This is a genomic window from Stackebrandtia soli, from assembly GCF_965137155.1.
Taxonomy (GTDB): Bacteria; Actinomycetota; Actinomycetes; order Mycobacteriales; family Micromonosporaceae; genus Stackebrandtia; species Stackebrandtia soli.
Genome location: NZ_CBCRZX010000014.1, coordinates 68,099 through 89,801 on the forward strand (window position 1 = coordinate 68,099; position 21,703 = coordinate 89,801).

At 66.8% G+C, this 21,703-nt stretch carries 20 protein-coding genes, 1 tRNA gene and 1 pseudogene; 7 read left to right on the top strand and 15 right to left on the bottom strand.

What is annotated here, in order from left to right:
• Positions 1–703, top strand: a pseudogene (locus ACM9NP_RS10980) (bleomycin resistance protein).
• 85 nt (positions 704–788) lie between these two features.
• On the opposite strand, the gene ACM9NP_RS10985 reads toward ACM9NP_RS10980, so the two are convergent.
• From ACM9NP_RS10985 to ACM9NP_RS10995, 3 genes are all read right to left on the bottom strand, one after another.
• Positions 789–1,364 carry a hypothetical protein gene (locus ACM9NP_RS10985; protein WP_415646549.1) on the bottom strand — a complete coding sequence of 192 codons (576 nt, stop codon included), beginning with the start codon at positions 1,362–1,364 and terminating at the stop codon, positions 789–791.
• A 214-nt stretch (positions 1,365–1,578) separates the two neighbouring features.
• A complete protein-coding gene (locus ACM9NP_RS10990) occupies positions 1,579–2,766 on the bottom strand; it encodes a Gfo/Idh/MocA family protein (RefSeq protein ID WP_415646550.1) in 1,188 nt (395 codons plus the stop codon).
• A gap of 34 nt (positions 2,767–2,800) precedes the next feature.
• Positions 2,801–3,504 (bottom strand): restriction endonuclease (locus ACM9NP_RS10995; RefSeq protein WP_415646551.1); only part of this gene is annotated, 704 nt, incomplete at its 5' end.
• A gap of 304 nt (positions 3,505–3,808) precedes the next feature.
• On the opposite strand from ACM9NP_RS10995, the gene rsmI reads away from it, so the two are divergent.
• Entirely contained in the window at positions 3,809–4,672 is an 864-nt protein-coding gene (rsmI, locus tag ACM9NP_RS11000) for a 16S rRNA (cytidine(1402)-2'-O)-methyltransferase (protein WP_415646552.1), read from the top strand.
• A 60-nt stretch (positions 4,673–4,732) separates the two neighbouring features.
• On the opposite strand, the gene ACM9NP_RS11005 is transcribed toward rsmI, so the two are convergent.
• Both ACM9NP_RS11005 and ACM9NP_RS11010 read right to left on the bottom strand, forming a co-directional pair.
• A complete protein-coding gene (locus tag ACM9NP_RS11005; RefSeq protein WP_415646553.1) occupies positions 4,733–5,809 on the bottom strand; it encodes an ABC transporter permease in 1,077 nt (358 codons plus the stop codon).
• Complete coding sequence (locus ACM9NP_RS11010) at positions 5,809–6,714, bottom strand: ABC transporter ATP-binding protein (RefSeq protein WP_415646554.1); 906 nt, start codon at positions 6,712–6,714, stop codon at positions 5,809–5,811. Before ACM9NP_RS11010 ends, ACM9NP_RS11005 begins: the two co-directional genes overlap by 1 nt.
• 120 nt (positions 6,715–6,834) lie before the next feature.
• On the opposite strand from ACM9NP_RS11010, the gene glpK reads away from it, so the two are divergent.
• Positions 6,835–8,310 carry a glycerol kinase GlpK gene (gene glpK, locus ACM9NP_RS11015; protein WP_415646555.1) on the top strand — a complete coding sequence of 492 codons (1,476 nt, stop codon included), beginning with the start codon at positions 6,835–6,837 and terminating at the stop codon, positions 8,308–8,310.
• A 155-nt stretch (positions 8,311–8,465) separates the two neighbouring features.
• Here glpK and ACM9NP_RS11020 read toward each other — a convergent pair whose 3' ends face one another.
• Positions 8,466–9,995, bottom strand: a complete 1,530-nt coding sequence (locus tag ACM9NP_RS11020; RefSeq protein ID WP_415646556.1) for a protein kinase domain-containing protein — start codon at positions 9,993–9,995, stop codon at positions 8,466–8,468.
• A 296-nt stretch (positions 9,996–10,291) separates the two neighbouring features.
• Complete coding sequence (locus ACM9NP_RS11025) at positions 10,292–10,621, bottom strand: hypothetical protein (RefSeq protein ID WP_415646557.1); 330 nt, start codon at positions 10,619–10,621, stop codon at positions 10,292–10,294.
• 314 nt (positions 10,622–10,935) lie between these two features.
• Between ACM9NP_RS11025 and ACM9NP_RS11030 the strand changes: the two genes are divergently transcribed.
• Complete coding sequence (locus tag ACM9NP_RS11030; RefSeq protein ID WP_415646558.1) at positions 10,936–11,805, top strand: helix-turn-helix domain-containing protein; 870 nt, start codon at positions 10,936–10,938, stop codon at positions 11,803–11,805.
• Positions 11,806–12,035: 230 nt separating this feature from the next.
• Here ACM9NP_RS11030 and ACM9NP_RS11035 read toward each other — a convergent pair whose 3' ends face one another.
• Together ACM9NP_RS11035 and ACM9NP_RS11040 are read right to left on the bottom strand one after the other, a co-directional pair.
• Positions 12,036–12,218: a DUF397 domain-containing protein gene (locus tag ACM9NP_RS11035; protein ID WP_415646559.1), complete on the bottom strand. Its 183-nt coding sequence runs from the start codon at positions 12,216–12,218 to the stop codon at positions 12,036–12,038.
• A gap of 316 nt (positions 12,219–12,534) precedes the next feature.
• On the bottom strand, positions 12,535–13,440 hold the full coding sequence (locus ACM9NP_RS11040; protein ID WP_415646560.1) for a cation diffusion facilitator family transporter: 906 nt from the start codon (positions 13,438–13,440) through the stop codon (positions 12,535–12,537).
• Positions 13,441–13,837: 397 nt separating this feature from the next.
• Between ACM9NP_RS11040 and ACM9NP_RS11045 the strand changes: the two genes are divergently transcribed.
• On the top strand, positions 13,838–14,356 hold the full coding sequence (locus ACM9NP_RS11045) for a hypothetical protein (protein ID WP_415646561.1): 519 nt from the start codon (positions 13,838–13,840) through the stop codon (positions 14,354–14,356).
• A gap of 256 nt (positions 14,357–14,612) precedes the next feature.
• Here the strand turns inward: ACM9NP_RS11045 and ACM9NP_RS11050 are convergent, their stop codons facing one another.
• The 6 genes from ACM9NP_RS11050 to phoU form a co-directional block, all read right to left on the bottom strand.
• Positions 14,613–14,993, bottom strand: a complete 381-nt coding sequence (locus ACM9NP_RS11050; RefSeq protein ID WP_415646562.1) for a phage holin family protein — start codon at positions 14,991–14,993, stop codon at positions 14,613–14,615.
• Between the two features lie 248 nt (positions 14,994–15,241).
• Positions 15,242–16,060, bottom strand: a complete 819-nt coding sequence (gene pstB, locus ACM9NP_RS11055; RefSeq protein WP_415646580.1) for a phosphate ABC transporter ATP-binding protein PstB — start codon at positions 16,058–16,060, stop codon at positions 15,242–15,244.
• Between the two features lie 70 nt (positions 16,061–16,130).
• The gene (gene pstA, locus ACM9NP_RS11060) at positions 16,131–17,039 is read right to left on the bottom strand and encodes a phosphate ABC transporter permease PstA (protein ID WP_415646563.1); all 909 of its coding nucleotides are present in this window, start codon (positions 17,037–17,039) and stop codon (positions 16,131–16,133) included.
• A 2-nt stretch (positions 17,040–17,041) separates the two neighbouring features.
• Complete coding sequence (gene pstC / locus ACM9NP_RS11065) at positions 17,042–18,025, bottom strand: phosphate ABC transporter permease subunit PstC (protein WP_415646564.1); 984 nt, start codon at positions 18,023–18,025, stop codon at positions 17,042–17,044.
• Between the two features lie 74 nt (positions 18,026–18,099).
• Positions 18,100–19,158, bottom strand: a complete 1,059-nt coding sequence (pstS, locus tag ACM9NP_RS11070) for a phosphate ABC transporter substrate-binding protein PstS (RefSeq protein WP_415646565.1) — start codon at positions 19,156–19,158, stop codon at positions 18,100–18,102.
• A gap of 805 nt (positions 19,159–19,963) precedes the next feature.
• Positions 19,964–20,608: a phosphate signaling complex protein PhoU gene (gene phoU, locus ACM9NP_RS11075; protein ID WP_415646566.1), complete on the bottom strand. Its 645-nt coding sequence runs from the start codon at positions 20,606–20,608 to the stop codon at positions 19,964–19,966.
• A gap of 168 nt (positions 20,609–20,776) precedes the next feature.
• On the opposite strand from phoU, the gene ACM9NP_RS11080 reads away from it, so the two are divergent.
• Positions 20,777–20,852: transfer RNA gene (locus tag ACM9NP_RS11080), tRNA-Lys, on the top strand.
• Between the two features lie 263 nt (positions 20,853–21,115).
• Entirely contained in the window at positions 21,116–21,673 is a 558-nt protein-coding gene (locus ACM9NP_RS11085) for a TIGR03086 family metal-binding protein (RefSeq protein ID WP_415646567.1), read from the top strand.
• Positions 21,674–21,703 lie beyond the last annotated feature (30 nt).

Here is a 21,703-nt window from a genome sequence, read left to right on the forward strand (position 1 = left end):
ATGGTCGAGAACACGATCCCGATCCTGCCGTGCCGCGACCTCGCGTCCGTATTGGACTTCTATACGGCGCTCGGATTCACCGTCACCTTCCAACAGCGCAGCCCGAATCCGTATGGAGTGGTGGAACGAGGCGGCATCCACCTGCACTTCTTCGGCATGAAGGGTTACGACCCGAAGAGCTCGTACAGCACCTGTTACGTCCAGACGACCGACGTCGACGGACTGCACACCGAGTTTCGGGCGGCGCTGCGAGCCGCGTACGGCCGGATTCCGTTGCGGGGACTGCCACGAATCGGTCCATTGAAGACGACGTCGCACGGGACGCGGCAGTTCCTCATGTCGGATCCGGGAGGCAACTGCGTCCGTGTCGGTCAACGCGTCTCGGAGGTTGTGGGGCATCGCCGCGCCCCAACGGCATTGTCGCGCGAGCGCTGCATCACGCCGAGCTCTTCGCCGACTCCCGGGACGATCCGACGTCGGCCGCGGCCGTTCTCGACCGGGCGCTGCGATCGAGCGACGAGCTCGCCCGGCGGACCTCCTGCGCCTGCTCGCGTTGCGGGCCGACGTCGCGTTCCGCCTCGAGGACGACGCGACGGCGAGAAGCCTTCTCGGCGAGGCGGACGCGATCCGGTTGAACTCCGAGGAGCGTGCGATCGTCCATATGGATCTAGATCGGCTCGCGGAGCTGCGTGACCGACTGTGATGCCCGCACACGATGATGGCGCCCGCGGAAGGCGGGCGCCATCGTTCGATCGTGGCCGGCCATGGCAGGAAGCCGGCCGCAGTCGTTACTGGGTCGCGTAGGGGTTGCCACCAGACAGGTCCGTGCCGAGGCCGGGGGTGTTGCCGACGGCGTCGTCGCCGTACTCGATGGTCTCGAAGACGCCGTCGCCGTCGGTGTCGGTGAGGATCGAGTCGGGGTTGCCGTCTTCGTCGGCGTCGGTGACGAGGGTGTCGACGAGTCCGTCGGCGTTGGTGTCGGCGGCGAAGGTGTCGAATTCGCCGTCTCCGTCGACGTCGGTGGCGACCGCGTCGACGATTCCGTCGGCGTTGGTGTCTTCGAGGACCTGGTCGACGTCCCCGTCGCCGTCCAGGTCGCTTTCGATGAGGTCGATGTATCCGTCGCCGTCGGTGTCGGTGAGTTCGGAGTCAAGGACGCCGTCGCCGTCGGAGTCGGCGTAGATCTCGGCCACGCCGTCGCCGTCGGTGTCGGTGACGATCGCGTCGGCGTTTCCGTCGTGGTCGGTGTCGACGAGGGTGTCGTCACCGGCCGACATCGTCGCGTCGTCGATGCCATCACCATTCAGGTCGTACGTCGTGTCGTCGTCGTACGTGGTGTCGGTCGGGTCGTCGAAATCGCTCACAGCGTTCGCCTTTCTCATGGTGACCGGCCCGGCCGGTCGTCTTCTTTACATTTATGAATCTATGGGCCCCGTGGCGCGCATAAATCCCCGGTTCGTGCCACCTGTACGGCGGGGGCTGGTGCCGTGTCGGTTGACGCGGCCAGGACGGTGGGAGTCGTCCCGCCGCGTCGGCGGCGTCGTAGCTTGAGGCTATTGCCTCCGTTGTCGGAGCCTGTCACCGGCTGCCGGGTTGGCCGTCCTCGAAATACGCCGCCAACTGCGGATCGACCGGAGCCACGGAGCGCGGGGCGCCGTCCGCGCGCAGCGACTCGGTCGCGGCCACGCCCGCCGCGACGGCCTCCCGTGCCGCGACGGGGGAGGTGTCGGTGCGGCCACCGTCGCGGACGAACCGGACGAACTCGTCGATGAGCGCGCTGTCGGCGCCACCGTGCCCACCCGTCGCGGGCGGGATCTCGACGGTGAGGTCGGCCGTCGCGTCGTAGCCGCGCCGCCCCGAGTTCCACACCTTCACGGCCGCGTCGCCCCCGGTGTCGCCGAAGTTCTCGATCCGGCCAGCCGTCCCGATGACGGTGTAATTGCGCCAGTAGTCCGGCGTGTAGTGGCATTGCTGGTAGCTGGCCTGGACGCCGTTGTCGAGTCGCATCAACATCATCGACAGGTCCTCGACGTCGACGACCGGGTGCAGCCCGGTCTGCTCCAGCGGCGGCCAGTTGTGCTGGGGGTCGTACCAGTTGTCGAGCCGTTCGCCCTCGGCGTTCTGCCGATCGGTCACTCTGTTGTAGACGCTCAGTTTGCCCATCGCGGTGATCTGCCGCGACGCCCCGCCGGCCAGCCAGTGGATGACGTCGATGTCGTGCGCGCCCTTCTGCAGGAGCAGACCCATGGTGTTGCGGCGATCGGCGTGCCAGTCCTTGTAGTAGAAGTCGCCGCCGTGGCCGACGAAGTGTCGACACCACACGGCTTCGATCTCTCCGATCGCGCCGTCGGCGATGAGTTCGCGCATCGTTCGGATCACCGGCATGTGCCGCATGTTGTGGCCGACGTACAACCGTGCGCGATGCTCTCTGGCGGCGTCCAGCAGGGCGTCCGAGTCCGATGTGGAGATAGCGAGCGGCTTCTCCATGAACGTGGGCACCCCCGCGGACAGGGCGGCCAGCCCCAACTCCAGGTGGGTGTGGTCGGGCGTCAGGATCAGCACCGCGTCGATGTCGGACGCGAGCAGTTCGCCGACGTCGGTGAACGTCGCCACCGACGTCCCGAACCGTTCGGCCGCCCAAGCGAACACGCCTGGGTCGAGATCGCACACGGCCGTCACGATCGAGCCGCGCCCGGGCCGATGTGCTTCCACCGCGAGGGATTTCCGCAGGCCAAGGCCTACGACACCGATTCGAAGATCACTCATCGGCGAAGCGTAGCGACCCCGGCCGGGGAAAGCGTTATCCCACCTCGGCGGGAGTGGCGGTCAACTCTGCCGGAGGCTTCTGATCGGTCGACCACAACGCGAGCTCGCGGCGGTCGACGAGCACGACGCCCAGTTGCGCCGCCAGCGCGTCATGCCGGGCGGCGGTCTTGACCCGGTGCAGGTCGGCGTTCGTCACGAGCATCGCGGCGTCCGCCTTGAATCGCGCGTGCGCGTGCGCGCCGAGCGCCTGGATGTGCCGGGCGCCCCGCTTGCTCAGGGTGCCGTCGTCGGACTTGGCGCGGATCATGACGCGGCGGTCGTCGGGCGTGGTCGCGATGAAGTCGCCGCCGAGATCGGCCACGCGGCCGACGAAGCGGATCTTGCGAAAACCGTCGCGCCGCAACAGTTGGCTGATCCACTCCTCGAACTCGGGGACGTCCATGCCGTCGATGGCGGCGAGGTGCCGCTCGAGTTCCGCGTACTCGGCGCGGAGGGCGGCCGTCTGGTGGCGCCGGAACAGGAACACACCGACGGCCAACACGAGCGCCAGGCCGGTAACGGTGACGATGGTGACCCAGTAGGTCGCGACCCAGCTGACCAGCGCGCGCAGCGCCGTGTACGCGAGGAACGCTCCGACGGCGGCGATGATGACTTTGACCGAAGTGGACATAGAACGCATCGCGGGCTCCATGATCGAGATGGACAGTAAGGCGCTCGCGACGGTGGGGCACCGTCGCGNNTCCCCAGTATGACCAGGTGGAGACCCCTGCCCCAAGCGAGTGTCGGATTGTTGACGCGAGCTGGTCTTACTGTCCCCCAGGCTGTTATTCTGGAGGGCCGCCCTCCCGCGTTGTTCGTCCATATCGGGGTATCACTCGACCGACGCCGCCCTTCGCCCTGGTCGCTCGTTCGTCGACCAGGGCTCCACCGTCCATAGAGTCATCCACATGCACCATTGGCATTCGCGCCGTGTGGCGTTCGCGGTTCGTCGGCGGAACCCGCGGCCGCTCTCGCCACGGTGGGAGCGGGATAATGCTGGACGATGGCACACGACACGAACACGGGACGACTCACTCTCCTCGGCGCGCCCCTGGGCAATCGGGACGACGCCTCGCCACGGCTGGCCGCCGCGCTCGCGAGCGCCGACGTCATCGCGGCCGAGGACACCCGACGCCTGCGCCGCCTCGCCGACGAGCTCGGTGTCGAACTGCCGGACCGAATAGTGTCCTATTTCGAGGGTAACGAGCAGCGGCGCACACCGGCGCTCCTCGACGAGCTGACGGCGGGAGCGTCCGTCGCACTGATCACCGACGGCGGAATGCCGAGCGTGTCCGACCCCGGTTATCGCCTGGTGCGGGCGGCCATCGACACGGGCGTGCCGGTGACGGCCGTGCCCGGACCGAGCGCGGTGACGACGGCGCTCGCCCTCTCGGGTCTGCCGTGCGACCGGTTCTGTTTCGAGGGTTTTCTGCCGAGGAAGGCGGGTGAGCGCCGGGCTCGACTCTCCGAACTCGCCGACGAACCGCGGACTCTCGTCTTCTTCGAAGCGCCGCACCGGATCGCGGCGACGGTGACGGCGATGGCGGAGGTGTTCGGTGCGGACCGGCAGGCCGCGCTCTGCCGTGAGCTGACGAAGACCTACGAGGAGGTTCGGCGCGGCGGACTGGGGGAGTTGTCGGCCGGGATCGCCCAGGACGCACCACGCGGGGAGATCACGTTCGTCGTCGCTGGCGCGCCACCGGCGGTCGCTCCCGAGGCGACCCCTGAGGCGATGGCGGCCGAGGTGGAACGCCTCATGGAGACCGGCATGGACAACAAGGCCGCGATGCGGCGCGCGGCCGAGCTCTTCGACGTTCCCAAGCGGGTCGTCTACGACGCGGTCGTCGCCGCGCGCACCGAAGATTAGTCCATAACGGACGAAGGTGCCCGGCGGCAGAACCACCGGGCACCCGTAAGGCCGACGCTCCTACAGATCGTCCCATTTGAACAGTTTCCACGCGATCACGCTGACCACCAGCGTGAACGCCGCGAGGATGCCGAGCTCGGGCAGGACCGACGCCGGTCCTTCGCCCCGCACCATCACGTCGAGCAGCGCCTCGTTGATGTACCTCAACGGGGAGAACCACGACAGCGTCTGCATCCAGCCCGGGGCCATCTCGAGCGGGAAGAACGAGCCCGACACGAACGCCATCGGCATGACGATCAGGTTGCCCAGACCACTGGCCCCCTCGGCCGTCTTGGCTATCGCGCCGACCACCATCCCCACAGCGAGGAACGCGAGCGTCCCGACCAGGAGCACCGGGATCGCCATCCACCAGAAGCCCGACAGCTGCAACCCGAAGAACGGCAGTGACGCGACCGCGATGAAGATCGCCAACTGGATGATCGACGTCGCGATGCTGACGCCGACACGGGCGCCGATCACCGACGGGATCGGCGTCGGGGACAACCGCAGTCGCCGCAGGATCTTGTTCTTGCGCCAGTCGACGAGCGTCGCCGCCGCGCCGAACACGCCGGAGATGGACACGGCCCAACCGAGCAGACCCGGCATCAGATACTGGATCGTCGACAGGGACTCGTCCTCGACCTGCTTGGCCTCCGTCGTCGTGATCGGCACGTCCGGGGCCGCGACCGTCAGGCGTTGGATGTTCGACTGGTTGACGATGCCCTCGAACGCCGACACGATCATGCTGGCCCTCGTCTGATCGGCGGCCGAGTAGTAGACCAGCAGCTCGTTGCCGTCCTGCGTGATGGCCGCGTCCACTTCGCCGTCCTTGATGGAGGCGATGGCGGCGTCCAGGTCGTCGGACTCGGTGACGTCGAACAGGTCCTCGTAGATCTCCGGGGCGTTCTCCTTCAACTGGTCCATCACCTCGACGTCGCCGACGGTGATCACCGTGCTCTGCGACGTGCCCGAGTCCTGGAACAGGGCGCCGAAGATGACGAGGAACATCAGGGGGAACACGATCGTGAAGAAGATCGAGACCTTGTCTCGAAGGAAGCCCAGCATGAGGGCCTTGGAGAGGCTGATGAAGCTTTTCATTACGCCCGGTACTCCCGTCCGGTCAGGTCGAGGAACACGTCTTCGAGCGTCGCGCCGCTGACGCGCAGGCCGTCCAGCGCCGACCGAGCCGCGAGTGTCGTCAGGATGGTCGCCGGGTCATGCGTCGTGAACGTCAACTCCACTCCGTCGTCGTCTGTCTGCGCCACGTCCCCCGCGACCTCCCGAACCTCATCGGTCGACAGGAAACCGCTCGAGATGGAGATGCGCGTGGCCGCCGCCAAGCCCTTCACGAGCGCGGCAGGGGTGTCGATCTTCAAGATCTTGCCTTTGTCCATGATGGCCACACGATCGCACAGCGACTCGGCCTCGTCCATGTAATGCGTCGTCAAGACGACGGTCCGCCCGTCTGCGTTGACCTTTCTCAGCAGATCCCACAGATTGCGACGCGCCTGCGGGTCGAGAGCCGCCGTCGGTTCGTCCAGGAACACGAGCTCCGGCTCATGGATCAACGCGCACGCGATCGACAACCGCTGCGCCTGGCCCCCGGACAGCTTCTCCATCGGCGTGTTGGCCTTCTCGGTCAACCCCACCGTCTCCAACATCTCGTCGGCGTGCGCGCGGGGAACGCCGTACAGGTCCGCGAAAGTCCGCGCCTGTTCCCTCGCCGTCAACCGATCGAAGAACGCCGACGCCTGAAGCTGCACACCGATCCGCTGCCCCAGCTTCTTGTTGCGCGGCCACGGAGCCTCGCCGAGCAGCGAGACCGTGCCGGAGTCGGGCTTCCGCAGACCCTCCACAATCTCCAATGTGGTGGTCTTCCCCGCTCCGTTCGGACCGAGGATTCCGAAGAACTCACCCCGCTTCACCTCGAACGACACCCCGTCGACGGCACGAAGGTCCCCGTACCGTTTAGCCAAATCCGTCACTCTGATCGCTGCGTCCATGGCGTCAGAATATGGGGCGTTGCAGGCACGCCCCTCGGCCCAGGGGACCGTTACCTCTCCTTCTGAAGAACGAGAGGACTGTCAGACTGGCACGAACCGCCCGATAGCAAAGGAGCCACCGTGACGGGACACATCGCGGCAGTCGACCAAGGCACCACATCATCCCGGTGCCTCATCTTCGACACGGACACCGGCGCGCTCGTCGCCGCGGCGCAACAGGAGTTCCCGCAACACTTCCCGCGCCCCGGCTGGGTCGAGCACGACCCGAGCGAGATCTGGACCAGCGTCACCGACGTCATGCGCAAGGCCCTCGCCGCCGCCGACCTCGAACCGACCGACCTCGACGCGCTCGGCATCACCAACCAGCGCGAGACCGTCGTCCTGTGGGACCGCCGCACCGGCGAACCGGTCGCCCCGGCCGTCGTCTGGCAGGACACCCGCAGCGACGCGATCGTCGCCCGCCTCACCGCCGACGGCGGCCAGGACCGCTTCCGCGACCGCTGCGGCCTCCCACTGTCCACATACTTCTCCGGGCCGAAGATCCGCTGGCTGCTCGACGCCGACCCCGAACTCGCCCGCCGCGCCGAGAACGGTGAGATCTGCTTCGGCACCATCGATTCCTGGCTCATCTACCGGCTCACCGGCGAGCACCTCACCGACGTCACCAACGCGTCGCGCACCATGCTCATGAACCTGCGCACCCTCGACTGGGACGAGGAACTGTGCGCCGCGATCGGCGTCCCCACCGCGATGCTGCCGACCATCCGGCCGTCCTCCGACGTCTACGGCACCGCCCGCGGCGAGTTCGCCGGCCTCACCGTCGCAGGCGCGCTCGGCGACCAGCACGCCGCACTGTTCGGACAGGGCTGCTTCGACCCCGGCGACGTCAAGAACACCTACGGAACCGGCAGCTTCCTGCTCCTCAACACGGGAACCGACATCGTCGCCTCCGAAGCAGGGCTCATCACCACCGTCGGCTACCAACTCGGCGACGCCGCGCCCGTGTACGCGCTCGAAGGCTCCATCGCCATCACCGGAGCGCTCGTCCAATGGCTGCGGGACAACCTCGGACTCATCAAGGACGCCGCCGAGATAGAGACACTCGCGGGCACCGTAGACGACAACGGCGGCTGCTACTTCGTTCCCGCCTTCTCCGGCCTGTACGCGCCACACTGGCGCGCCGACGCGCGCGGAGTCATCGCCGGACTCACCCGATTCGTCAACAAGGGACACCTCGCGCGCGCGGTGCTGGAGGCGACCGCCTGGCAGACCCGCGAAGTCGTCGAGGCCATGCGCTCCGACGCGAACCTCGACATCGCTGCACTTCGCGTCGACGGCGGAATGACCGCCAACGACCTGCTCATGCAGATGCAGGCCGACATCCTCGACACCGTCGTCATCCGCCCCGCGATCGCCGAGACGACCGCGCTCGGAGCGGCCTACGCCGCGGGGCTCGCCGTCGGGACGTGGAACGGCGTCGACGAACTGCGTTCCCTCTGGGCGGAGGACCGCCGCTGGGAACCCCGGAAATCGCGCGACGACGACTACTCCCAATGGCGCAAGGCCGTCGAGCGGGCGAAGGGTTGGGTCGACTAGAACTGGTTCGTCGCCCGCGTCTCACGCGCGGGCGACACCTTCGTTCGACGCCGGACGATGCGCACGTTGTCGCGCCGCCCTCGCCCGGACCGACACACCGTCGGGAATCGCTTGGGTCGCGATCGGATCGATGACATGGCGCCGCGGATCGTCGCTCACATCGCGCAGGTCTCGCCCTTATGGACGATCACGGTGACCGTGCTTCCCGCTGGAGCCTGGGCGCCCGACTGAGGGTCCTGGCCCGTCACCTGACATGGTTGCGGCCCCTCTCCGACATAGGAGACCTCGGGTACGAGCCCCCGTTCCTCCAAGCGTTGCCGCGCCGCCTCCTCGGACATGCCGATCACGTCGGGCACCGCCACCAAGGACGGTGACGGTGACGGCGTCGCGGTCGAAGCGCTGGATGACGGCTTGGGACTCGGTGATGCCGTCGACTCGGCGTCACCGGCGCTCGGCGCCGGCAGGGTGCCGTCCAAACCGGCCGATTGACCCACCGCGACACTCGAACCGGACACGGGCGTGCTCGTGTCGTCGTTGAACTTCTCCGCCAGTTCTCCCGTCCGCCATGGCGCCATCATCGTCACCGATGTGCCGATGAGGACGATCGCGAAACCGAGCAGCGCCAACACCAGGAAGTTCAGGCGCGGTCCGCGTCGTTCCGCCGCGTGGCGACGGCGCCGCGGGCCCATGCGGTTCGGCGGTTCCGGTGGTGAGACTCCGCCAGGGGCGGACGCGACTGCTCGGATCTGCGGTGGCCCCGTCGGCGTCGGGGTGTCCACCCGTTGGGCCGGGACCATCGGCGCCCGCGACGCGGGAGTCGCCCGGCGCAGGCGTCCACTCAGGATCAGGGAGGCCCCCGGGTTCAGCGCGGTCTGACGGCAGGCGGCGGCGAAGTCGGCCGCCGAGGCGTACCGATGATCGGCGTCGCTCGCCATCGCCTTCGCCAGCAGCGCCCGCATGGCTTCGGACGTCTCCGCGGGCAGCGGCGTGGCGGTGTCGCTCATGTGAGCCGACAGCACCCCGAGGGGTGTGTTGATCTTGAACGGCGGCGTGCCCGCGAGGCACTGGTACGCCACCACACCCAATGAGTACACATCGGATGGAGGGCCGAGTTTGTCCCCGGTCGCCTGTTCCGGCGACATGTACGTCACGGTGCCGAGCACGACACCGGTGTGCGTCATCGTCAGGTTCGTCGCGACGCGTGAGATCCCGAAGTCGACGAGCATGACGCGCCCGTCCTCGGCGAGAATGATGTTGCCGGGCTTGACATCCCGATGGATGATGCCCGCCTGGTGCGCGATGTGGAGGGCCTCGGCCACCGCCCCGACGACCCGTAGCGTCTCGGCCGTCGAAAGTCTCCCGTCGAGGGCGAGTCGCCGGGCGAGCGAGTCGCCGTCGACGTACTGCATGACGAGGAACGCGAGATCCCTGCCGCTGTCGTGGATCTCGCCGTAGTCGTAGACCTCGGCGATGCCGGGACCGTCGAGGGCGGCCAACGCCCGCGCCTCGCGGCGAAAGCGTTCGCGGAAGTCGGGGTCGCCGTTCAGGCTGGAGCGCAGGATCTTGACGGCCACGATGCGGCCGAGGACCTCGTCCTCCCCGCGCCACACATCGCCCATGCCACCACCACCGACCCGACTGATCAGTCGATATCGCCCCGCCAGCACATCGTCCGGGTGCAGCACGGTACCCCCCACCGTCGGCTGACGCCGATGTCGTCGTTTACATGGCCCCTGCGATACACCGTCCGAAGTGGCCTTGACCCCCTGGATGTGGCCGCCGGATGGGGTACCTCATAAGAGAACAACGACGCGGCGCCGCTTTCGGTGTGCGACACCGTCAAAATGTCAAAGGCCGCGATGCGTCGACACCGTCGTTCGGACACCGGAATCGTTGTGCTGCAGTGGTTGTGGTGGAAATGACGCCGGACATGAAAAACGGTGCTCGCGTGGGTCCGCGAGCACCGTCCAGTGATGCGTTGCTAGATCCGCTGGGAGGACGCGGATTCGGTCGGGTGCTCGGGGCGGGGTGAGGGGATCGCCGCGTCACCGTTGGAGAGTTTGGCCGCGCGTCGCTTGCGGCGCTCGAGCTGGTGCTGTTCGGCCGCGGCGACGGCGTCGCCGATCTGGCCGTCCCAGCATGCCCACGAGTGACACGGCCAGCCCTGGCCGCAAACGGCGCACGTGCGGGCCTTGTCCTTCGGTGTGTGCCGACGCCACCAGCGCACCTGCACCGGCCACAGGCTCGGACACAGCACGCCGGGCGGAGGTTCGCTCGGCGGCGGTTTATCCAATGAGTACGGACTTCTCAACTTCCCCACCCTTTCGTTTGACACCTGGGTTCGCCCAGGTCATTTCGGGGTTCCCACCTGCAAATCGTTCGATGCGCGATTAATCCATTGTGTCGATTCCTGGCTTGGGTCCGGCACGTGGGGTAATCTCTGTGGTATAGAATTGCACATGCATGTTGAGGCTGCAAGGGGATCCACCGTTTCGGGTGATTTTTCGGTGGGTTGCCCGGCTCGCAGGCGGTGTATGCGGTGAGGGGCGTGATATGGGACAGTCAAAGGTAAAGCGGCACGATGGCGCGCCAGTCCGCGTCGACAATGCAATAGGGAGCACACCAGTGTCCAATGGGAGTCCGACCGTTCGTCGTCGGCGACTGGGAGCGCAGCTCCGCGACCTCCGCAAGACCAGCGGGTCCAACGTGGAAGAGATCGCGGAGGCCTTCGGCGTCACACCGTCCACGATCTACCGGATGGAACTCGGCCGTGTCGGTGTCAAGGCGCGCGACGTCGGGTTGTTCGCCAAGCTGTACAACGTCCAGGACGAGGACCTCATCAAGGAACTGACGAGCCTGGCCCGGGACGGCAACAAGCGCGGCTGGTGGGCCAAGTACTCGGACACGATCTCGCCTCCGTACGCCACGTACATCGGCCTGGAGGAGGAGACGACCCGCCTGCACATCTACGACGGACTGATCATCAACGGTCTACTTCAGACGAAGGACTACGCGCGGGCGACCTTCGACTTCGCGTCGGTTCGGAACCGTGAACAGGCCGAACGTCGCATCGAGCTGCGCATGGAACGTCAGAACCGGGTCAAGGGCAAGCAACTCCAACTGTGGAACATCCTCGACGAGGCGGCGATCCGTCGGGTCATCGGGGGCCCGACCGTCATGCGTCAGCAGTTGGAGCACCTGTTGAATCTCGCCGCGTTGCAGAACACGACGATTCAGATCCTCCCGTTCGGCGCCGGTGTGTACCCGGGAATGCTCGGTTCGTTCACGATCATGGAGTTCGGCCCGAGCGGGGACCCGGACGAACCGGAGTACAAACACCCCGATGTCGTGTACATCGAGGGCCACACCGCCGACGTGTACGAGGAGGAGAACGTCACTCCATTCCGGAGAGTTCTCGAGGACCTCCAGAAGGCCGCGCTCAGCGCGGAGGAGACGATGACGATGATTCGCGGGGCGATCGACAACCTGTCGTGACCGTCGACCGCCCCACGGGTGTTGCTCCGTTGCTCGGTGATTCGGTTGCGACGCCGCCATCGTCGTGGCGAGCCGCAGAGCGGTCCGGTGGGCGGCATCGGCCGGGATTTGAAGCGGCGGACCGTGTCCCGACACGCCGTGAGCGTGGAACACCGGTGCGCGGGAGCCTCTCCGCCTAGTCCTGACGCCCTCACCTGCGTCGCGAATCGACCTGGGAAACGTGATGACCGTTAGCGGTGGTCCGCCGCCGCGATGGCGATGAGGCCGAGCCACTCGTCGGACGCCGCGCTCAATGTCGGGCCCTGAAGGTCCTTCGAGTCGCGAACCTCGACTCCACTCGCCTGCAGGCGTGCTTCCACGCATGCCCCCTCATGTCCGGAGTACGAGCTCTTCTTCCATTCTTCGCTCAACATAAATACCCACCTATGCTGTTCAGGGTGTGTTGCGGGTCCACACCGGGTTGGAGCGCATCTGCCAATGCGCTACGCACACGGTAATCCGTTCTGCGCCTCAACTGAGCTGGTTTGTCACTCTGTCGGGCGTTTGACAGAAAATGCCGTACATCGTGTGCGACACAGGTGAAGTCGCCATTCAGTGAATAGACGCGCCGCGCATGTCGTCAATCGGGCTCCGGTTTATCCGATGGGACGCAACGGGGGCAGGGCCCGAGGAACTTCGCGGGACCGCCGATTCGCACCATATATCCGATATGGATATTGCCGGTTTCCGTTACCAGGACGGCGTATGGCAGGTGTTGGCTGCGGTCGGCTCGACCTGAAGCGTCGCGTGGTCGATGCCGTATTGATCGTGCAGCTTCGTTCTGGCGTCGGTCAGGACGGAGGCGAGGCGACCGTCCGAGTCGATCGACAGATGCGCCGACACGACGTCCATTCCGGATGTCAAGGTCCAGATGTGCAGGTCGTGGACGTCGACCACTCCGGGGATCTCTCGAAGGGTCGCGTCGACGTCGGGGATGTCGATGCCCGCCGGCGCGGACTGCAGGAGGATGCGCAGCGCGTCCCGGCCGAGCCGTGCGGCCCTCGGCAGGATGAACAGTCCGACGGCGGTGGCGAGGATCGGGTCGGCGTACCACCAACCGGTCGTCGCGATGAGGATCGCCGCGACGATGACGGCGAGCGACCCGAGCATGTCCCCGAGCACCTCGAAGTAGGCGCCTCGGACGTTGAGGCTCTCCTTGGCTCCCGACCGGAGGATCATCAGCGAGACGACGTTGGTGAGCAGGCCGATGACGGCGATGATGAGCATCGGCGTCGACTTGACCTCCGGCGGCTCGTCGAACCGGCTGATCGACTCGACGAGCACCCAGATCGCGACCCCGAATAGGAGGACGGTGTTGGCCAGCGCGGCGAGGACCTCGAGCCGGTAGAGGCCGAAGGTCTGTCGTGGCCTGGCTCCCGCTCGCCGCACGGCGATGATCGCCGCCAGCGCCATGGCGATGCCGAGCGCGTCGGTCGCCATGTGCCCCGCGTCGGAGAACAGCGCCAGCGAGTTGGCGTACCAGCCGCCCGCGACCTCGACGAGCATGAAACCGGTCGTGAGGATCAGTGCGATCCACAATCTGCCCCGGTGGCGCTCGCCGAGGCTGCTCGCGCCGTGGTCGTGTCCGGCTCCCATGGTGCTCCTGAGTCGTGTTCGTCGGTACGGAATGATGCTAGCATGCGCATGTTCGCATATGATGGTGTGCAGCCGTCGGGTGCGGCAGACTGTGGCGAGTCGGAGGTGCCGACCGGGGTGGCGGTCGGTGATTCGTTCGGGTCGGGCGTGTCCGTCGCATGAGGTAATTCGTTAATGGATTGATGACCCTGAATGCATGTCCTCAAGGGACAATTGCTATTCTGGCAGCGGCTGTCGGCCACGTCGCCTCACTGTTCGAAAGCGGCGAATTACAACGGGCGAATTATAGATTATTCCTGGTCGCGGGGGCGGCATTCGATGGCCAAAAACGGCAATAACTGGCACCATTGGGGGCAACTCCGGCGAAAAGGGTGTGCTGGATGGCGGAGGTCCTGGGATGGAATCGGCAATCGTAGTAGGAGCATGGTCACTGGTATCGGTCATCGGTTTGGTCGTCCTCACGGCCACGGTGATGGGTTTCCGGGCGAGACGGCGGCGGCGCGCGGAGACGATCGCGGAGGCGCGATCGGACGCGCGGCGCTGGTATGAACTGCTGGGCGGGCAACTGTCCACTTTGACGGCAGGTGGCGACGAGGCCGCCGCAAGTGCTTTGACGGACGCGGCCGGCTGCCACGAACTGGCGGCTCGCCAGCTCGAGGCCGCCACGACCGTCGACGAGTATCAGTACGTTCGGCGTACTGCCACGGAAGGCTTGCGGCATATCGGAACGGCGCGTACGAGGCTCGGTCTCGTAGCCGGTCCGCAGGGGCCGCCACCGGTCGATCGTGACGGGCGTCCGATGTACGAGGAGGCGTATCACGCCACCCCGGCGTCGGCGAAGGCCCGCGGCGGTGACGACCGGTACGAACAGCCTCGCGGTGGTATCGCCGCACCGGGTGTTGTCTCGCCTGGCTGAGCGCCAGACGAACGAACGGGCGCCGCTCATCAGTGTCGATGAGCGGCGCCCGTTCTCGTGTAGGGACTGTGTCGTCGGATGATCCGGCGTGACGGTGTCAGAGTGTGTGCGGGAATGCCGTTTCCCGCCGCGCGACTCCGGTCGGTGCCCCGCGGCGTTCCGGTCCGCACTGGGCATCGAACATCGGTCTGCCGCCTCGCCTCGCGAAGACGTCCGCTTGGAGTCGCACGACGAAAGAGAGTTCCCGCACATGTCCTTAGTCGTCGACGCCGTCCGGGATGAGCAGGCCGAGCAGCCACGACACGATGGCCATGACGATCGCTCCCCAGAACGCGGGCCAGAAGCCGGTCACCTCGAACGGCAGGTTGAACACGTCCGCCAACCATCCGGTGAGCCAGAACATCAGCGCGTTGACGACGAGCGCGAAGAGCCCGAGCGTCAACACGTAGAACGCGCAGCCGAACACCTGCACGATTGGTTTCACGAATGCGTTGACGATGCCGAAGATCAACGCCACGACCAGCAGCGTGAGTACATCGGACAGTGTCGAGCCGCCCGTGACCTCGATTCCGGAGACGATCAGCGTCGTCACCCACAGCGCGACGGCGCTGACGATGAGCCTGATGATGAATTGCATTCCGTGAGCATGTCAGAACCTAATGCTCCACGGTGGTATTCATCGCGTGAAGGCTCGTCACCCAGTCGTGCCGTCGTCGGGTGCTCGGTGACGGCGGTTCGCGAACGCGCCAGTGAATCGGTCGTGATCCGGTTCGTCTCACGGCCGGCGGACGAGCCGCGGCACGACGTCGGGTGAGCACGCCGACGGCCCGCGCCGGCGGATCGGTCGCGGGTCGGTGGGGCCGGGTGGGCGCGTTCTCGCGCGGCTCAGCCGAAACGGCCGGTGATGTAGTCCTCGGTGCGCTGTTCGGACGGGTTCGTGAAGATCTTGCTGGTGTCGTCGAACTCGACGAGGCGACCATGACGCACGCCCGCGTCGTCCACCTCGGCCGTGAAGAACGACGTGTAGTGGCTGACGCGCGCCGCCTGCTGCATGTTGTGGGTGACGATGACGATCGTGTAGTCCGCCGCCAGCTGGTACATGAGCTCTTCGATCTTGCTCGTGGCGATCGGGTCGAGCGCGGAACACGGCTCGTCCATGAGGATCACCTCGGGCTTGACGGCGATCGTGCGGGCGATGCACAGTCGCTGCTGTTGTCCACCCGACAGGGCCAGGCCTGACGTCTTGAGCTTGTCCTTCACCTCGTCCCACAGCGCCGCACCGGTCAGTGCCTCTTCGACGATGTCGTCGAGTCCGCGCTTGACGCCGTTCAACCGGGGCCCGTACGCGACGTTGTCGTAGATCGACTTGGGGAACGGGTTCGCCTTCTGGAACACCATGCCGATGTGCCGACGCACCTGGATCGGGTCCACGTTGGGCGCGTAGATGTCCTGGTCGTGGTAGGTGATGGTGCCCGTGACCCTGGCTCCGGCGATGAGGTCGTTCATCCGGTTCAGCGATCGCAGCACCGTCGACTTGCCGCAGCCGGACGGGCCGATCATCGCGGTGATCTGGTTGTGCCGGATCGGCATCGACACGTTGCGGACGGCCTCGACGTCGCCGTAGTAGACGCTGACGTCGTCGAGCGCCATGACCGGCTCGGCCGCCGGGGACGCGCCGGAGGCGTTCGCTCCGACCGTCGTCATGGCCGAGGCCGGAGTGACGGACGCGGTCTTGGCGGCGACGGTGGGGGAGGTGCGATCGATTGAGGACATGTCAGTGCTCCTTGATGGCGAATCGGCTGGCGATGACGCGCGCGACGATGGTGAACAGCAGGACGATGGCGACGAGCGTCAACGCCGCGCCCCACGCACGGTCGATGGAACCGGCGAACGGTTGGCTGGCGTTGCGGAAGATCTGCGCCGCGAGGGAGGTGTTGCCTCCGTCGAAGACGTTCGTGTTGGTGGTGAAGGCGATGCCGACGGTCACGACGATCGGCGCGGTCTCGCCTGCCGCACGAGCGACGGCGAGCAGCGCGCCGCTGGTGATGCCGGAGATCGCCGACGGGATGACGACGGTCAACGTCGTGCGCCACTTGCGGGCGCCCAGGGCGGCGCTGGCCTGACGGAGCTCGTCGGGAACGAGTCGCAGCATCTCCTCGCTCGACCGGATCACGATCGGGAGCATCAGACACGCGAGCGCGAGCGCGCCGCCGAAGGCGGTCTTCTCCTCGACGGTGAGGACCCACACGACGTAGATGAACAGGCCCATCATGATCGACGGGACGCCGGTCATGACGTCCGCCATCGTGCGGATGAACCGGGCGGTCGTCGACTGGCGGCCATATTCGTTGAGGTAGATGGCTCCCGCGACGCCGAGGGGGATCGCCATGAGCGCGGCGAGGCCCGTCGTCAGGAGGGTGCCGACGATCGCCGGCCCCATCCCGGGGCCCTCCCGGCGGTAGTTGCGGGGGATGTCCGCGGTGAGGAAGTCGAGGCTGATCGCTCCCGAGCCCTTGCTGATGACCTCGTAGACGACGAGACCGAGCGGAACGATCGCGACGAACAGGGCGGCCCAGATGGCGTAGGCGGCGATCTTGTCGGTGACGCGGCGGCGCAACGACAGGTTGCGGCGGCTCAGATCGGGCACGGTGTCGACGCGGGACGAACTGATGGTGGCGGTCATGGCTACGCCGCTCCCTTCATTCGGATTTCGGCGCGGCGCACGATGACCCGCGCGGCGTAGTTGACGACGATGGTCATCGCGAACAGCAGCACACCGATGGCGATGAGGGCGGCGGTGTGAACGCCGGAGGATTCGCCCCACTGCTGGACGATGACCGACGCCATGGTGTTGCCCGGCGCGAACAGGTTCGCGGTCACCTGGGTGGCCGAGCCGATCACCAGGGACACGGCGATCGTCTCGCCCATGGCGCGGCCGAGGCCGAGCATGGTGCCTCCGACGAGCCCGCCGAAGCTGTGCGGGAAGACCGCGCCCCGGATCATCTCCCAGCGGGTGGCGCCGAGGGCGTACGCGGCCTGCTTGTCGGCCGTCGGGACGGTGTCGAAGACCTCGCGGGCGATGGAGGTGATGATCGGGATGACCATGACGGCGAGGATGATGCCGGCCGTCATGAAGCCGCGGCCGTTTCCGGGCTCTCCGAACAGGGAACCGATGACCGGGATGCCGCCGAGCGCGTCGTGGAGGAAGCCGTAGAACCCGGCGATGCTCGGTGCGATGACGAGGACGCCGACCAGACCGAAAACGACCGACGGGATCGCGGCGAGCAGGTCGATGACGGTGACGGCGGGGGTCCGAAGCCAGCGCGGGGCGAGTTCCGTCAGGAACAGGGCGATTCCGACCGAGACGGGTACGGCGATGATGAGCGCGATCACCGATGTGACCACTGTGCCGTACACGAAGGACAGTCCGCCGAAGATGGCGCCTTCGGGGTTGTTGGGCGCCCACCGGTCTTCGAGGATCAGGTCGCTTCCGGCCTGACTCAGCGCCGGCCACGCCTGGACTGTCGTGGTGATGAGGATGAGGCCGAGGATGACGAGCACGATCAGCCCGGAACCGGAGACGAGCCAACGGAAAGCGGAATCGGCCCGCACCCCGCCGCCGGTCGCGGACAGGTCGGGTTTGTCGTCGGAACGATCGAGGGTAGTCACTGTCTCTTCCGTGGTTGGACCGGTGCCCCGGTGGGGAGAGTCCCCACCGGGGCGTTCCGGCGATCGTCGGGTGGTCAGCTCTTGACCTTGTCGAGCTGCGCGAGGGCCTTCTCCCGCAGCGACTCCGGCAGCGGAGCGAAGTCCACTTCGGCGGCGAGGTCCTGGCCGTCGGTGAGCAGGTACTCGATGAACGCGGTCACTGCCTTGGCGGTGTTGGCGTCGTCGTAGCTCGCGCGGACCAACAGGTACGTCGGAGCGGAGATCGGGTAGGCCTCGTCGCCGTCCGCGTTGAGCGGGTTGTACGACAGGTCGTCGTTGATCTCGGCGCCTTCGAGAGCTGCGGTGGTGCCCTCGATCGACGGCTCGATGTAGTTGCCCGCGCTGTTCTTCACGGAGGCGAATGCCAGGTCGGACGCCTTGGCGTCGGCGAGGTCGACGTAACCGATCGCGCCTTCGGTCTGCTGGATGATCTGCGCGACACCGGTGTTCTTCTCGCCGCCCTGGGTCGAGGCGGGCCATTCGACGGTGTCACCGGCGCCGAGCTTCCAGTCTTCGGAGGCGTCGTCGAGGTACGTGGTGAAGTTCGTGGTGGTGCCGGAACCGTCGGAGCGGTGCGCGACGGTGATCGCGGTCGACGGCAGTTCGGCGTCCGGGTTGTCCTCCGCGATAGCCGGGTCGTCCCAGGTCGTGATCTCGGCCTGGAAGATGCCGGCGATCGTGTCGGCCGACAGCTGGAGGGCTTCGACGTCGGGCAGGTTGTACGACACGGTGATCGGCGCGGCGACCGTCGGGACGTAGAAGAAGGAGTCCGCCTTGACGCCGTCGTCGTCACCGACGAGGCTGTCCGTTCCGGCGAAGTCGGTCAGGTTCTGGGAGAACTGCTCCTTGCCCGTGCCGGAGCCGGTCGCCTCGTAGTTGACGACGACGCCCGGGGCGACGTCGGCGAACTTCTCGATGACGACCTGGTAGTAAGCGTCGGGGAAACTCGCGCCGGAGGCGGTGAGTTCGGCCTCCAGGTCAAGCGTCGACTCGGAGTTGTCGGTGGGGTCTTCCCCGCCACCGCAGGCCGCGAGCCCACCGATGGCGATCGCGCTGGCGGCCATGAGAGGCAGAACGCGGCCTCGCAGTTTCATCGTCACTTCTCGTCTCTACTTCGTTTCGTTCCGGCACTGAACCGGACGGCTTCTTGACTCACTGGCCATGTAAACCGTCGGCGGTGTGCGGGTAGAGACACTCAGGTGAACGATGGATGAACGACGCGACGCGGTTGGGACACCACGCGTGTTCGCCGTCACGATCGTTGCGGTGGAGGTGATGCCGGTTACGGAACGTGCCGTGTCGGATCGTCGGAGGTCGATGTCGTTGCGCCACCCCGACGCCCTCGCACCGTGCTGGAGCCACGTCGTCCCGTCCGGCGCGTGAGCTGGGCGGATGGGAAGTGGGCGCCTCTCGGGTGGCTCCCGCGCTGGCGGTCCGTCTCGCCGACGACCTCTTCAGCCGGGCGCTGGGCCGACCGGACCGGGGCCGCTCAACCGGAGGCCACCGTGTCGCGGGCACCCGATGGGCGCCGGCGATCTGTTCACCTGACGGACACCGTGCCCGTCGGTCCGGCTGATCGGACGGTTCGGCCGCCTTCCTTTGAAGCGCGACTTGATGATCAGTGCGAGACCTTCGAACAGGTTCGTCCGGCGGACAACGACCTGAGACGCCGATCTTCAGGGGTGTTCCGCTAGAAGGGCCGTGGGGCCACCACGCGGGGAGACCCCCGACCCGTCGACGCATGACGGCGACGGACTCTCCGTACAGGAGGATCGCCGGGGAACGCTCGCCTGCCGTCGGGGCTCGAACGGGCGGGGCGCCGAGCCGAGAGGCGTCCGATGTGGTCGAGCCGGACGGACGTCGCGATCCACCGGCCCGACACCTCCGTCGAACGGGCCGTCACGGACGACGGTCGAGGTGGACTTCGCCGGTGACCTGGTAGACGATCTGCTGGGCGATGCGGACGGCGTGGTCGGCGAAGCGCTCGTACGACCGGCCGAGCATCGCGACGTCGACGGCGGTCTCCGTTCCATGCCGCCAGCCGTCGCCGAGCAGGGCCATGAGCCGCGCGAAGAGGGCGTCCATCTCGTCGTCGTCCAAATCGAGTTGGGCGGCGTCGAGCCGGTCGCGGGTGCGCAGGATCGCGGTCGTCTTGTCGGCGATGCGGTTCGCGACGTCGGCCATCCCGGCGAACACGTCCCGGACACCCGGCATTCGGCAGCCGGTGCGCGCGCCGATCTTCGCGACGTGCTTCGCCATGTCGCCCATGCGTTCCAGGTCGATGGCGACGCGCATGCTGCCGAGGATGAATCGCAGGTCGGACGCCATCGGCTGATGTTGTGTCATCAACTCGACGACGCGATCGTCGATCGAGTACTGGAACGCGTTGATGTCGGTGTCGGCGGCGACGACCCGCCTCGCCTGATCCTCGTCGCTGCGCAGCAGCGACTCGCTCGCGGACCGGATCGCGGCGGCGACCGATCGCGACATCTCCACCAAGTCATCGCTCAGGGTGTCCAGATCGGTGTGAAACGCGTCGCGCATGAGAGCTCCCAGTATCGGTTCGGCGGTTCCTACGAGTGTGCCCGATCCGTCCCGCTCGGCTACCGTCCCAGCGCTGACGTGCCGTTTTCGTCTCGCCAATACCCGCTTTCGGGGAGCGCCCGCACCATGCTAATGTTTCTCCTCGTGACCGGCTCTACAAAGCCACACGCGCCGTTAGCTCAATTGGCAGAGCAGCTGGCTCTTAACCAGCGGGTTCGGGGTTCGAGTCCCTGACGGCGCACCATCACCATTTCAGAGTTACTTAACCTCTGACCAGCGGAAACGCCAGGTCAGAGGTTTTCTCTTCTTCTGAAGGAACCTCGAAACCGATCTTCGGACATGAGACGGCCGAGCCACGTCAGTTCGTAATGGGCGCACGCGGCGCCATCGATGAACGAGGCCCCGACCAGTTCCGGGTCCGAGTCCATGCCGGCAAGGACCCGGTGACCGGCAAGCCCGTCTATCTCTGGCCCCGTCGGCGTTGCATGCCGGTGCGACGATGGTCGGATGAGCGTCCTCACCGATTACGACCGCGCGGCAACGGTAGTGCAGGAGCTACTGGGCGACTTGACATCCCGGCAGTACGAGGCGCCCACACCGTGCACCGGGTGGAATGTGCGCCAATTGCTCGACCACCTGGTCCGCGGGCAACTGTGGACCAACGCCGTGCTGAACGGCCGGCCCCTGCCCGACCGGTCCGTCGACAGGCTCGGCGCCGATCCAGCCGCCGCATTCGCCGCCGCGGTCGCGACCACCCGCACGGTATTCGCCGCCCCGGGAATGCTCGAACGCATCACGTCGACACCGTACGGCGATCTCCCGGGCACCACAATCGTCCAGATGCGAATCCATGAGTTCCTGGTGCACGGCTGGGATCTCGCCCGCGCCACCGGCCGGTCAACCGATCTGGAGCCCGAGCTGGCCTCAGCCGCACTCCAGCAGCTCCAGACCCGGATGGTCGGCAAGCCCCGCGATCCCAGCGCCTTCGCCGCCGAACAACCGGCACCACCGACCGCCACCGCCGCCGATCGACTGGCCGCCTATCTCGGCAGACAAGTCACGTAGCCAGGCAACCGACAACTTCGACACGCAAGA